The sequence below is a fragment of the Bacillus sp. 22483 genome, assembly GCF_052044605.1.
In the GTDB taxonomy this organism is placed as follows: Bacteria; Bacillota; Bacilli; order Bacillales; family Bacillaceae; genus Bacillus; species Bacillus altitudinis.
In genome coordinates this window covers 241,108-253,538 of the sequence record NZ_JBQENU010000005.1, presented here as the reverse complement: position 1 = coordinate 253,538, position 12,431 = coordinate 241,108, and the positions used below count along the sequence as shown (strand labels likewise).

Genomic DNA, 12,431 nt, shown 5'->3' with positions numbered 1-12,431 from the left:
GAAGCACTTTTTTAAATACCCAAAAACAGCATCACGCTAAAAAGGACATTGATCAAGAAGACGAACATAAAAATGTACCTGACTTGCCTCACCTGAAAATCACCAAACATAAAAATATAAAGCCCTGCGATACCAAGCGTCAGTACAGGCTGAAGAAACGGCACGAAAAGCGAAATGCCGTAGCCGGCTCCTATGATGACAGGAAGCCATAGTAAATAGAGGTAACCGCCATTTTTAGATTTCAAGAAACCACTCCCTCTCTTTCTTCTACCTGCTTGATTTCAGGCTGAACAAACTTGAGTCCGGCCATTGTACGTCTGCGTTTTTGTGATGTCCAAACCGCAATCGCCGGCTGATCCGTTAGAGACTCTGTGTCAATGGTGATCAGCACTTTCCCATTTAATTCAATTGAATCTTCAAACTCAATTTTGCACCCAGATAAACTGATATCATGTATGATCACCGGCACCTTCTCTTCTAGTCGGTCCTCATAGGCGATCGTACCTGTCACACCTTGCAATGGCCTTCTCATCCATTTGCGACGCAGAGCCTTTGGTACCTTCTCCGTTTCTCTTAAAAAGCGGAGAAACGTCCGAACAGCATACGATTTTTTCTCACGATCCGTCATCGCTACATGCTCTCGTGTGAATAAGAAACGGATCAGTGATAAATACTCTGATTTTTGTGTGTCAGTAAAAGCAACACCAACCATCAGCTGGTCTCCCTCTGGATAGCTCCAAACCACGTCACACGACACGCTTTCATTCTCTGAAAAAAACAATTGCGTTTGTCCTTGATAAAGAGAAGACGCTTGGTCCAATGGAATGGACAGACGCGCACCTGAATCACTCATATCTAGTAGAAAACAAGCAATCGACTGATCTTGATGATCAGAACGAAGATGCCCCTCTTTTTCAATGACAAACCGCTCTGATTTCCGATAACGCGGTCGATCAAACGCCACAAGCAGTGCCATGAATAAGCCTGCACCGTTATAAAGCACCCAAAAAATATTAATCAACATGAGATCAGCGTTCATCGTCCCATTTACCTTCACATCGTAACCTATTTTCACAAGGGCAAGCAATGAGAGCAGCAAGAAGACCAGATGGGGAATCATCGTTTTCAAATGAAAATGTCTTTTGTCTGTTTGAATTCCCTTCGGTGTGACAAGAAATTCAACTCTCTTTTTGAAAAACAGCTCACTTAAAGCAACACCAGCTAGGTGGAACGCCATAGAGCTTTCATAAATGTGACTCCAGAACATGCTTCTCTTTTGATTCGACACAAGTTTAAATGCTAAATAGGAACTAAAGAACGCCGGCAGCCAAAACATGAAAACGGACTGGAAATCTGCCCAGAAACTTTGAATACCAAACAATAAAAACAAAATCGGTGTGAGAATATAAATCATTTTAAACAAACCGTTAAACCAATACACAATGCCATCTAAATAAAGAACTCTCTGCATAAGCGTTAAGCCGCGCACCTTCAAAGGATTAAACTTACGGGCACACTGAATGTTCCCTCTCGACCAGCGATCTCTCTGCTTTAACAGATCAAGCCAGCTTTCAGGTGCCAGACCGACGGCTAATACTTCTCCGACAGACACAGATTTGAATTTCCCTTGGAGAAGCATTCCTGTTGCCATGTCTTCTGTAATCACTCCAGTAGCAAATCCGCCAATTTCATCTAATGCCGTTCTTCTAAATACCGTATTACTCCCAACATACATGACGGCATTAAACCGATCCTTACCAGCTTGGAGAGTTTGCATGAAGAAGTCCTGCTCATTTGGAATTCGATCTTTCGAGAACATATTATATTGGAAAGGATCTTCGTTATAAAACGCCTGTGGAACTTGAACAAACGCAGTTGCTCCATCATGAAAATAGGGCACTGTTTTTTCTAAAAAGGAAGGAAGAGGGACCATATCTGCATCAAGTGTCAGAATCAGCTCTCCATCCGTTTGAGACATCGCATGATTTAAATTACCTGCCTTAGCAAATCTGTTATCTGTTCTTGTCAGATAATGAACACCAAACGCAGAAGCAAGCTGCTCTACTGCTTCCCTATTGCCATCATCACATAAATAAATTTGAACGCTTTCCTTCGGATAAGAGAGATTCAAACAACCTGCAACAGTGCGTTTCAGCACTTCAATTGGTTCATTATATGTAGCTATGAAAATATCAACTGTTGGCAGCCTTTCAAGATCACTGATCATGACTTGTTTCCGATTTGAAGGCTTCCAAACAAGTGTATAAAACACAAGCAACTGAATAAACCCAATGCATTCACAGGCAACAAGCAAAATGCCCATGACAATATTAAAAGTACCTTCATGCGGCAATGTAAAGAAGAGGCGCCAGCAAATATAGGCAGCATTTGTTAACACACATAGCACAATGATGATTTTTTTCACAGTAGAAGTCATTGGCTGGATACGATATATCATATACAACAGAGACAACATACAAAGCATAAACAGCGGGTAATACGTGGTGATGAATGACAATACATTTTCCTTCTTTCTTATGTCATAAAGGACTATCACATATAAAATGTCATAGCAAAGGAGGGGATTCTTTCATAACATTGCCCCTCCATTTCTATATAAATCATTTCCACAATCGATCTAACTGATTTGAATAAAAGTCAATGGCCTTTCGATAACTCAAAATAGCAGGATCGTTTGTCGTCTCAGTTAAACAGTTCAGTAATATTTCCATTGCTTTGCTATGTTCATTTAAATTATACAAAGTCATGGCATAAAACGTTTGAATGGCTTTATTATGCGGATAAGCTTCCATCGCATGGAGGAATATCTGTTTTGACTTTTCATATTCCCCTAAGGTTCTGTATGTACTTCCTAATCCTAAAAAAGCATCTTCTCTTTCTTCTGAAGACAAACCTAGCTCAAGCGCCCTCTCATAAAAAAAGACAGCTTGTTTTTCCTTCCCTAACACATCATAACTCCAAGCACATTGATAGTGAATGGAGGCATGATCTGGATACTTTTCTACAAGACGGATGAGCATGTCATTGGATTCTTGAAGTTGTCCACTTTCTCGAAGTTCAATCGCTTTCAGAAGTTTCGTTTCCATTACATCACCCCTATTTTCAAGATGGCTGGAAAGATATGTTTACGAGAACACTTTCTCATTCCGCTCAATCATCCGCGTCATGTTTTTCTCAAACTCCAGCTGTTCCTCGGTGGTCAACCCTGAAGCGGTCAGTTGCTCGCTCAGCTTTTGAAGTTCTTCTAGTAAAAGACGCATGAGAAGCGCACAGTCAATGGGTTTTCCAGTTAATTCTGATAGGGATGCCATCGTATCAGGCTGTATATCAGGGAATACCGCTTTCACCTCATGCCGTTTATCCTTTAAGGCCGCCTCATAAAAACGGCGAATCAAATCAGCTCGTTCCCGGCCGCTTCCATCTGCACACAAATAGATTTGCACAGCGACCCCTCCGCGTAATCTACGCTGAGAAATGCCGGCAAATTTCTTTCCATTGATGCTCAAATCGTAGCTACCTGGACAGTAAGAGCCGACAATTTCATAGGCTTCAATGTCCACCTCATACAGCGACAGCATCCGGCGGATCAATTCCACCATCGCATCATATCCTCGGTCAATATCAATGCCCTTCTTTTGTTCAGCAAAGATTAAAGACACATTCAGTACGCCTTCATCCAGCACCACAGCAAGACCGCCTGAATTGCGCACAATCACGCGATATCCCTCTTCCTCAAGAAGCTTTACACCATCTTGGAGAAATGGAAGTCTTGTATCCTGAATCCCAAGAACGATCGTATTGTGGTGCACCCAAGAACGCGCTGTCGCTGGCGAGAGTCCTTTCCCGACCGACGCACAAAGCGTATCATCCATCGCAAAAGATTGCTTTGGGTCTACATAGAGACCAAGGCTCGATTGATCTATGATTCGCCATGTCGGCTGCGTCAATAACTCAATAGGTTCATTTTTCATGTCCTGCATATCCTCTCGTTCATAAACTGTGTTTATTATAACATGGAGGGAGAATGAGAGAGAAAAAAGCTCTATGACAAGGAACGTCACAGAGCTTTTCAACTGGATGCTTTGGTTTTCTTGTTCTTCCTTTTCGAGATGAAATAAACAGCTGCAATCAAAACGACAGGAACCCCAACCACGAGGCCCGCAGCGATCAATGTGTTCCACGGCAAATCGATCATCTCCTTAATAGACTAAACTTCTATGCAACAGCCGTGACTTACCCAACTTAACAAGTCTTCAGCCACCAATTCCGCATGCTGAGGGTCCATCACACCAGCATCGACAATCCACACTTTTTGCTCCTCTTCTGCCTGCCGCATAAGAAATACTCGCCCGCCGCCATCGTCACCAATGGCTACATAGCCGCTTGCATAATGATGGACTTCCCATGTTTTATTGCGTTCCACTATGTCTTCAGTTCCGTATAAAAGCAGGTCGCCTCCAATGGAACATCCATTTGATTGTTTCAGTAAGACTTGATGAGCATGAGGAAACATCATATTTAGTTCAGCTTCTGCCTCTTTGATATGTATGTCACTTGCTGGTTTGTTTATGACCAGGTTGGGAATCTGAGAAAAATGAATCATTTTGAACGCCTCCTAAAAGGTTGAACTAGCGTTTATTCAGCTGATTTTGTCATAATCCTTTTATACACCCGCAGGAGCACCTTTAATAGAAAATAGAAAATGATGACATCGAGTATAAAACCTAAAAATAGAAATTCAGCACCATAATTTGAATGCAGGACTAGCCAATCAATGGGAAAACCTCGATAATCCGAACCGGCATGTGGGACATAAACCCCTCTCATAAAAGCTGTCCCAATGACGAGAAGAACACTGATGCTTAATAGCCAATTGACTGTTTTTTTGTTGATGTGTTTTTTCTGATTCATACGAATTCCTTTCTGTGTTTTTGTATCGCTTTCTAATACAAAGACTTCTACCTATCACTATATAATCAATACAACAATTCTTTTAGTAGACTTTCCGCTTTATGTAATTCATCTAAAAATGGATTTAGATAATCATTATGACTATCCAAGTAAGCCCTAACTCCGCCAATGATAAAGACTTTTTGGAGATCATCATTGGCTTGCATGATTCTTTGGGCATTCTTGTATCTTCTATATATTAATTCAAGTACACCTTGATTGATCTCTTGCGAATATTCTTTTTCTAGGATGTTGATGACCGTTTGGATTTGTTTTGTTAGTTCTTGTTTTTTGTGCATTTAATGCTCCTTAAGACTTTGGCTCATACTAATAAATATCTAACCGTTGACAATTAAAACTTATAAAATCGCCTTCATTTATATCTCCCGGTATATTGTAATCCAATTCTAATAAAAGTCCGCCAACCTTCACTTTTTCATCACGCTTATCAATTAATTGTCCTAAAAAACTATAACTGAAATTATCATCTAATTTTTCAATTCTATACTCTGACAATTCAGCTTTCACTAAGTCTGACACATCTAAACAATAAATAGGTTCTAATAGTTCATTTTCTTCAAGGTAATTTAATGGTTGAGCAAAACACATTATTTCCAGTTCGCCATCTGTTACAATCACTTCAGCTTCTGAGGCTTCTTGTGAAATCCAGTTTATTTTTTTTATTTTCAATACGATCACCCTTTTTTTACTTCTTTGTTTTTATCCCTAAACTTGGTGCTTTTTTAGAAATTTCTTTAACCGATTTTATATGAAATGTGGTGATATTTCCTGTTTTTCTATCGAGCCCAACAAATCCGTATTTTGCACTTCCCTTTCCACCAACAATTCTTACATATCCATTCAGTTCTGGTACATATTGTCCCTTTTGAATAAGGTGATTTGCATCTTCAAGATAATTTTTGATATTGTATTTGTTTTTGCCCATTGCACCCATTATCTCTTTACTATGCTTTTCAAAATGAATAATAGCTTCATCACCTTTGAATTTAATCAGTTCACCCGTACCCTTTCTTGTCTTCTCAACCCTCTTCACCACATTCTTCCCTTGATCTATCTTAAAAACATATTTCCCGCCTTTAATGATTTTCATAAATGGGATAATAGAGGCTGCGGATAGGGCTTGGTCGGTGCTGCTAATATTTTTGCTGGTTTCAGGGTCTTTGCCGGTGACGGCTCGATAACCGTCATAGATTCCGCTGTATTCTAGGATGATGTTTTCGGTTGTTGAGACAACTTCACCGTCTAATATGCGTTTCGCATTGCCTCGGCTCCGGCTTTCTGGGATTTTATCTACTTCTTCTATTCTTACTTCGCCGTTTGCGATATACGTTCGAATGATTTGTTTATTGGCGTAAACGGTGTATCTCCCGCCTATAAAATCAATGTTCGACGGATCTGTGACGACTTCATCAGCGATGTCGAATTCTTTTAGCTTTTTGATGCCTTTTACGTTATATAGTTTACCATTTACGACCCTGATGTCTCTATGAATCTTACTTTTCCCGCTCACAGCTTCTTTTTGTAATGTCGTAAGCAATGGATCGTTTGCTTTGACTTGCTTGTTGACGTTTAGGAGGGTGCCCCTATGAACCACCGTATCCACATTCGCCTGTTCTTTCTCACTCAATTTCTTCAACATGATCATCATCGGATTGTCTTTCGGGTTGTCTATTTTGTCATTCAATCCACTGATGGTGTTGCTTATTTTTTCTTCTTTTCCATTTTTGAAAATAGACCCTTTTTGATAACTCGTGATGTCGATTTTTGGGCCGGTGAACATGGTGCTTAGCATGTTGATGAATTGTTTCATTGTTTGAAGGGAGCTTTTTGTTTCTTGCAAAGCACTTGTCTGCTCCCTGTCAAATGCATGAAGCAGACCAATGGTTCTTGAGGTCTCAAGCCATGCCTTTTGATAGTTTTGCTGAAAAGCTGATTCGTCTACACTTGGCAAGTGAACAATATGACCAACTCTGCCAATGGCGTGATTCGCCTCTGATACGATTTCAGAAATCGCTCGCTCCGCTTTTTTTAAGCCTTGATCAAGTTCGTGTTCAATAAATGCTTGTGATATAAAGCCGTGCTGATTTGATTCAAGGGTATGAAGTGCCTGCTTTGTTTGTTTGAGCGCAGAGCTGTATTCCTCAATGACAACCTGAAAAAATTGCAGGAAGGGAATATGGCATTCTGTATAAAAGGAGCGGATGGCTTGTCCCGCCTCTCCCTTTAGTGCGCCATCAAGTGAGATGATCTGTTGGATTTGTTTTTCAATGGAGCTAATCTGTTGTGATTGCTGCTTTAATGTATTCAGCGTTTGGTCAATTCCGTTTATTAGCGCAAAAGCATCAAGGGTTTTCATTGCGTTCTCCTTTATTTTCTTTTACTGCTGGAAGCAAGCGCCTTGTCCGTTTCGATCATGGTGTTCACCGCTTGTTCTGTTTGTACAAGTTGTTTCTGAAGAATGTCTATATAGGATGTACTTAATTCGTTCAGCTGCTGATTGATTTTTTCTAATGTGTCTGCCGTCAGGAGCTGATTTCTTCCTTTGATGGTTGTTGGAAGTGTTGCATTCATTTGAGCGCCTGATTGTTTTGCATGCTGTAATACTCGTTTGACCTGACTGGCATCTATTTTAATTTCTCTGCTCATGTGACTACCCTCTTTTTTCTTCCAGTTGTTTCTGCTTTTCTTTCTCTATTTTTCTTTCAACCGAATGAATTTCATGTTCTAATGAATGGATCTCTGATTTTAAGTCGCTGATTTTCTCATCAATTCGGTTCACTAGATTGGTCAGCTGTACACTTTTTATCTCTTGACTGGCGGATGCCATCTCGTCTCGAATGTCATCAAACGTATCTGCGAGATGGCCAAACCATGTATGTGATGTCAGATCTGGATGAGTCATTTTCTTGTTAGCATCTGCCAGAGCAGACTTTGCTTCTTTTATTTCTTTTCGACACATGTTCAGTTCTATGATTTGTTCTTTTTTTATGGATATGTCTGCCTTTAACGAATACAAGGCTGTTGTATAACCGATGATAGCTCCAGACATCGTCAAACACCTCTATTCCTCAAATAGTCCTCCGTTATGTTACCATTTACTAGCACAAGAGGCATATGATTGAAAACGAATTCACTAAAAAATGAATCGTATGTATTGGGTTTTTATACCTAATTCACATAAAAAAGCTGAATCCTTTGATAGGATCCAGCTTTTGATGCTTATTTTAAAGTTTCAGTGACTGATGCTGAGCCATGATCGTTACATGCAGCGTCTTTCTTCTCAGGGATATAATGGAGTGAAAACCCGACAAGGCTAAAAAAGGCACTTAACACCAGTGTTGGGTTTTTAAATAGGTTCGTACTAGCAATGATCATATCTCCCTTTTGCAAGAGTATTCCTAGTATTTGACCGAATACCAACAACGTTCCTGACGTTAGGAATAGGACAAGCAGCACTTTAAATAAGAATTCCATCAATACTCTCATCTGTTTCTCCTTTCTATACGGGAAGTATCTCCATTCCAATGAGCCAGCCAATGCCAACGATCGGAAGCATATAATAGAGGATCAGTGGGATAAAGGTTTTTTCTGGTCTGGCCCCTGCAAGACCAGAAGCGATAAATATGGATCCTGATGCAGGCGGGGAAGCGCCTTCAGTTGATGAAAAAGCAAGAATGGCAACTACAGCCACAACTGGGTCCACTCCAACTGAGATTAAAGCTGAAAATGAGACAAGCCCAACTGCTGTTAATGTCGCTGTTGAAGATAGAGGGCCAGCCACCAGTGTGACAAGAACACCCACAATGAGCACCATGAGCCATTTCGGAATGGCAAGTACTGATGTGATTTGCGTCAAATCATCTGCGAGCCCTAATTCTGCAAGTACTTGACTAGCAGCCACTGCAAACAGCATCAAAGCGCCAATCGTTGTGAATTTAGGAATGGCTGATTTGAAAAATTGAGACCAATCTAAAGCAGACGCCTTGCTTCTTCCAATTGTTAGACTAATTAATATCATGAGAATCGGAATCCACGTAATTAAAGAAATTTGATCCATTGCCTCCGGTCCGATGTTTGGATTACTTTTTAAGTAGTTTGCCAACGGACCAATGGTGATCATGATAGGAATCAAGGCACCGAAAAAAATAAAGATCGACTTCCACCCTTGTTTCACCGCTTCCCAGAAAGGAAGAATATCATCTGGCGGCATGGCCTGAATTTTATTCTTTTTCACCAGAAGATACACCAAAATAAATCGGTATACGACTTGATACAGTCCTCCTATTAGAAGGGCAATATATAAATCTCCCTCAGATACAAGGGCGGCAACCGGGGCAAACCCAAGCATGATAAACATGGAAGAGTTCGGAGGCAGTGCCGCTCCAAGTCCGCCATTCCCTGCTAGAATCGTGGCCGTATGGGTCCGGCTCCACCCGGATTTAATCATCCAAGAGGCCGTGATAGAGCCAGTCGCAGCTGTGTTTGCAGAATTTGAACCTGAAAGAGCGCCTAACACTGCTGAACCTAACGTACTCATATAAGCTGCTCCACCAGGTAGTTTCCCTACAACAGAATTCAAGATTCGTAAGAGTGCATGAATTAATTCCAACTTTTCGATTAAATAGGCCATGAATACAAATGCGACAGCTGCATAAAGCACCTCATATGTGGATGCAAATATTAAACCATCCCAGAAAAGTCTTAACGCATCCCATCCGCCAAATAATGTGGTCGCAATAAAGCCTAATAGCATGGCTTCTCCCATATTCCGTTTCACCATAACATTCCATATAATGATGACAGCTATGAACACAATCAACGCAATAAAACCCATATCGTTTCTTCGCCTCCCCTTTATAAAATAAAACGCTTACAATTTATTCCCCTTGCTGCATCACGTCAATGACTTCTTCCCAGCTAGCAGGTTTTACCCCGTCAAATCGTTCAGCAAAGTGAAAGTCTGCTAATCTCTCAAGCTTCTGTTGTGCTGCCCGAGACATGCTGGCATCAATCTCTGCTTCATCTAGCATTTCAATAGAGCCAAGCAGCTCAACCGCCCGTCTTTTTGCATGCAATGCACTCCCTGTCACAAGACGGTTCATGGTCTCTTCAAAATTTTTGCTATCGATTGTATCGCTTAGTGAAGAAATCACTTGATGTTCCACATTATATTTTTTGGAAATTTCCAAAAATTCAATCAATAGACCGACAATCCCCTTCATATAAATGCTTCTGATTAGCTTTAGTGCCGAAGCATCTCCTGGCTGGTCACTAATTTTTGTGATATTCATGCCATAAGCATTCATCACTTTCATGAATTGGTCAACTCCACTGCCGCTTGCCGTGATCGGAACCTTGTGTTTGTTGATTGGAAGAGGCCCTAGCATGGCGGCATCTACAAATAGAGCTTCTTGCTTTTCAATTTCGTTTGCTACTTGTTTTTTGATGTCTGGTGTTGATGCCGATACATCTACATATAATTGATTCTTTTTCAAACTTCCCGATACGGATTGTGCCACTTCTAAGGTTTTATTCGCTGGCACAGCTGCAATCACAAGATCAGATTTCTCAATGACTTCGCTAATACTGCTCGTTAATTGAACGCCTGTTTGCGATGCTTTTTCTTTCAACGAGCCAGCTAATTTCTCACTTAGTAATAGGACATCATACGCATAAAATTGGTCTAATCCTTCTGTTTTCAATCCCGTTGACAGCTCATATGCTGCTTCACCATATCCGATAAAGCCTATCTTCATCACAGATTCCCCTATCCTTGAAATTTTTTCATTCTGCCTTCCAGCCATGCCGGTGCTAAGAGACTGATGTCCTGCTTTCCTTCGTCCACATACTGTTGAATCGTTTTTAATCTCTGATGTTCATACGCTTGTTTCTCTTCCGCTAGTGTCAGCAGGTGTTCCGCCTTTTCCTTTGGAACGATGACGACTCCATCATCGTCAGCAATCACTAGATCACCTGGTGCTACTTTGACACCGCCGCACGAGATGGTTTGATTCAATTCCCCAGGACCATCTTTATAAGGTCCGTTTGGCATAAATCCCTTACTGTAGATTGGAAAAGCCAGCTCCTCTAAAGAGAGTTTGTCGCGAACAAGCCCGTCAATCACGATTCCTTCTATTCCTACAGCCTTTGCTGAATGTGCCATCAATTCCCCTAAATAGGCATGACCCTTATGGTCTTTCCCATCAACAATCAGTACATCTCCTTCTTTAGCAGAGTAGATCGCTTGATGAAGAAATAAATTATCCCCTGGCCGTAAGCTAACAGTAAAAGCTGTGCCGACTACATTCATGCCTTTCGCAACTGGTTTGATTTGATGATCCATCGCGCCGGTGCATCCCATTACGTCTGACAGCAAGGTCGAGTTAAGCTTTTTTGCCCTAGCGATAAGATCATTTGACACGAAATGAACAGTACTCATTGTTTCCATCATCCCCTTTGAGTTATATTCATTACACTTACTTTTCTTAAAGTAATATTTATTACTTTTGTGATATGATCATACCACCTCATTTTCAATTAGTAAAGCGCTTTCAAAAAATAAAAAAATGAGTTCCACACGACTAATGTGTTGTGTGGTAACTCATTTTCGTTAACATATGATTGATTTGATCTAAACGTGGTTTTGTTCTTTCAGGATCATTCATCGCTAAGGCACTTAAAATGTAATCGACGATAAAGATAGCAGATACGACAGAGTTATGAGAGCCGACACTTGCTGAGGAACATGGTAATACATATTGTGCATATTTGGTTAATGGAGAGCTGTAACTGTCTGTAATTAAAAGGACTTCCACCCCATAAGACTTCGCTGCTTCCATCAAATCTTTCATACGCTTTGCATAACGCGGATAGCTGACAGCTATAATGAAATCACCCGAGTTGAAATGAACCAAATCATCCACCCAGTCACTTTGATCTGCATCAATATACTGGCAATTCCCCAATAGCCGATTGATTCCTAACGACATGTATTCGCCAACAGGTCTTCCACTTCGAACACTTGTACACAAAACGTGGCGTGCGCTGGCTATTTTCCCAACAATCTGCTGAAAGGTTTCTTCCGTGATATTGTCTAGTGCGTACTGGATATTTTGAAATTGAAGTTCTACATGGTCATGCAAGAGCTTATTCTTATTTGAATGCTTGAGATTCGCTTCAAGTCTCGTTTGAGGGTCGGCTTTATGCTTCATAGCTGATTGAAGCTCTTTTTGGAACTCAGAAAAACCGGAATACCCCACAGCAGCAGAGAATCGCATGATCGTTGCTGTACTCGTCCCGACTTTTGACGCTAATTTATCGACAGTTAAAAAAGCGACTTCCATTGGATTTTGTACGATATAATCTGCAATTCTCCTCTGCGCATCGGTCAAAAATGCGACCTTATGCTGAAGTTTATATATTAAATCCTCCATTATAGC

General features: G+C 40.8%; 16 protein-coding genes. All 16 read right to left on the bottom strand.

Translation table 11 applies throughout. The features are described from left to right. Positions 1-11: 11 nt before the first annotated feature. Positions 12-245: a DUF5970 family protein gene (locus ACTJJQ_RS10320; RefSeq protein WP_039165219.1), complete on the bottom strand. Its 234-nt coding sequence runs from the start codon at positions 243-245 to the stop codon at positions 12-14. Continuing rightward, positions 242-2,518, bottom strand: coding sequence for a glycosyltransferase (locus ACTJJQ_RS10315; RefSeq protein WP_440600179.1), 2,277 nt, complete (start codon positions 2,516-2,518; stop codon positions 242-244). Before ACTJJQ_RS10315 ends, ACTJJQ_RS10320 begins: the two co-directional genes overlap by 4 nt. Positions 2,519-2,621: 103 nt before the next feature. After that, positions 2,622-3,107 carry a tetratricopeptide repeat protein gene (locus ACTJJQ_RS10310; RefSeq protein WP_017360088.1) on the bottom strand — a complete coding sequence of 162 codons (486 nt, stop codon included), beginning with the start codon at positions 3,105-3,107 and terminating at the stop codon, positions 2,622-2,624. Positions 3,108-3,146: 39 nt separating this feature from the next. Then, the gene (locus ACTJJQ_RS10305) at positions 3,147-3,992 is read right to left on the bottom strand and encodes a lipoate--protein ligase family protein (protein ID WP_216099204.1); all 846 of its coding nucleotides are present in this window, start codon (positions 3,990-3,992) and stop codon (positions 3,147-3,149) included. 236 nt (positions 3,993-4,228) lie between these two features. Next, on the bottom strand, positions 4,229-4,624 hold the full coding sequence (locus ACTJJQ_RS10300; RefSeq protein ID WP_242731203.1) for an SMI1/KNR4 family protein: 396 nt from the start codon (positions 4,622-4,624) through the stop codon (positions 4,229-4,231). A 32-nt stretch (positions 4,625-4,656) separates the two neighbouring features. Beyond that, a complete protein-coding gene (locus tag ACTJJQ_RS10295) occupies positions 4,657-4,932 on the bottom strand; it encodes a hypothetical protein (RefSeq protein WP_242731205.1) in 276 nt (91 codons plus the stop codon). 65 nt (positions 4,933-4,997) lie between these two features. Continuing rightward, positions 4,998-5,270 carry a hypothetical protein gene (locus ACTJJQ_RS10290; RefSeq protein ID WP_017368246.1) on the bottom strand — a complete coding sequence of 91 codons (273 nt, stop codon included), beginning with the start codon at positions 5,268-5,270 and terminating at the stop codon, positions 4,998-5,000. Between the two features lie 28 nt (positions 5,271-5,298). Further along, entirely contained in the window at positions 5,299-5,661 is a 363-nt protein-coding gene (locus tag ACTJJQ_RS10285) for a hypothetical protein (RefSeq protein ID WP_017360093.1), read from the bottom strand. A gap of 16 nt (positions 5,662-5,677) precedes the next feature. After that, positions 5,678-7,348: a T7SS effector LXG polymorphic toxin gene (locus ACTJJQ_RS10280; protein ID WP_440600178.1), complete on the bottom strand. Its 1,671-nt coding sequence runs from the start codon at positions 7,346-7,348 to the stop codon at positions 5,678-5,680. 11 nt (positions 7,349-7,359) lie between these two features. Further along, positions 7,360-7,638 (bottom strand): YwqI/YxiC family protein, encoded by a 279-nt coding sequence (locus tag ACTJJQ_RS10275; RefSeq protein WP_008343583.1) that lies wholly within the window; start codon positions 7,636-7,638, stop codon positions 7,360-7,362. A gap of 4 nt (positions 7,639-7,642) precedes the next feature. Further along, positions 7,643-8,041, bottom strand: a complete 399-nt coding sequence (locus ACTJJQ_RS10270) for a YwqH-like family protein (protein ID WP_008343584.1) — start codon at positions 8,039-8,041, stop codon at positions 7,643-7,645. A gap of 170 nt (positions 8,042-8,211) precedes the next feature. Beyond that, the gene (locus ACTJJQ_RS10265) at positions 8,212-8,478 is read right to left on the bottom strand and encodes a hypothetical protein (RefSeq protein WP_035702413.1); all 267 of its coding nucleotides are present in this window, start codon (positions 8,476-8,478) and stop codon (positions 8,212-8,214) included. 13 nt (positions 8,479-8,491) lie between these two features. Further along, a complete protein-coding gene (locus tag ACTJJQ_RS10260) occupies positions 8,492-9,826 on the bottom strand; it encodes a TRAP transporter large permease subunit (protein WP_236810130.1) in 1,335 nt (444 codons plus the stop codon). Between the two features lie 43 nt (positions 9,827-9,869). Continuing rightward, complete coding sequence (locus tag ACTJJQ_RS10255; RefSeq protein WP_017368251.1) at positions 9,870-10,748, bottom strand: prephenate dehydrogenase/arogenate dehydrogenase family protein; 879 nt, start codon at positions 10,746-10,748, stop codon at positions 9,870-9,872. Positions 10,749-10,759: 11 nt separating this feature from the next. Further along, positions 10,760-11,431: an RraA family protein gene (locus tag ACTJJQ_RS10250; RefSeq protein ID WP_017368252.1), complete on the bottom strand. Its 672-nt coding sequence runs from the start codon at positions 11,429-11,431 to the stop codon at positions 10,760-10,762. Between the two features lie 142 nt (positions 11,432-11,573). After that, entirely contained in the window at positions 11,574-12,425 is an 852-nt protein-coding gene (locus ACTJJQ_RS10245; RefSeq protein WP_243172961.1) for a MurR/RpiR family transcriptional regulator, read from the bottom strand. Between the last annotated feature and the right edge of the window lie 6 nt (positions 12,426-12,431).

What these genes read in the sequence shown, in the direction of transcription:
- ACTJJQ_RS10310 (WP_017360088.1), bottom strand. Translation starts at nt 3,107, where the DNA reads ATGGAAACGAAACTTCTGAAAGCGATTGAACTTCGAGAAAGTGGACAA.
- ACTJJQ_RS10305 (WP_216099204.1), bottom strand. Translation starts at nt 3,992, where the DNA reads ATGAAAAATGAACCTATTGAGTTATTGACGCAGCCGACATGGCGAATC.
- ACTJJQ_RS10300 (WP_242731203.1), bottom strand. Translation starts at nt 4,624, where the DNA reads ATGATTCATTTTTCTCAGATTCCCAACCTGGTCATAAACAAACCAGCA.
- ACTJJQ_RS10295 (WP_242731205.1), bottom strand. Translation starts at nt 4,932, where the DNA reads ATGAATCAGAAAAAACACATCAACAAAAAAACAGTCAATTGGCTATTA.
- ACTJJQ_RS10290 (WP_017368246.1), bottom strand. Translation starts at nt 5,270, where the DNA reads ATGCACAAAAAACAAGAACTAACAAAACAAATCCAAACGGTCATCAAC.
- ACTJJQ_RS10280 (WP_440600178.1), bottom strand. Translation starts at nt 7,348, where the DNA reads ATGAAAACCCTTGATGCTTTTGCGCTAATAAACGGAATTGACCAAACG.
- ACTJJQ_RS10275 (WP_008343583.1), bottom strand. Translation starts at nt 7,638, where the DNA reads ATGAGCAGAGAAATTAAAATAGATGCCAGTCAGGTCAAACGAGTATTA.
- ACTJJQ_RS10270 (WP_008343584.1), bottom strand. Translation starts at nt 8,041, where the DNA reads ATGTCTGGAGCTATCATCGGTTATACAACAGCCTTGTATTCGTTAAAG.
- ACTJJQ_RS10265 (WP_035702413.1), bottom strand. Translation starts at nt 8,478, where the DNA reads ATGAGAGTATTGATGGAATTCTTATTTAAAGTGCTGCTTGTCCTATTC.
- ACTJJQ_RS10260 (WP_236810130.1), bottom strand. Translation starts at nt 9,826, where the DNA reads ATGGGTTTTATTGCGTTGATTGTGTTCATAGCTGTCATCATTATATGG.
- ACTJJQ_RS10255 (WP_017368251.1), bottom strand. Translation starts at nt 10,748, where the DNA reads ATGAAGATAGGCTTTATCGGATATGGTGAAGCAGCATATGAGCTGTCA.
- ACTJJQ_RS10250 (WP_017368252.1), bottom strand. Translation starts at nt 11,431, where the DNA reads ATGAGTACTGTTCATTTCGTGTCAAATGATCTTATCGCTAGGGCAAAA.
- ACTJJQ_RS10245 (WP_243172961.1), bottom strand. Translation starts at nt 12,425, where the DNA reads ATGGAGGATTTAATATATAAACTTCAGCATAAGGTCGCATTTTTGACC.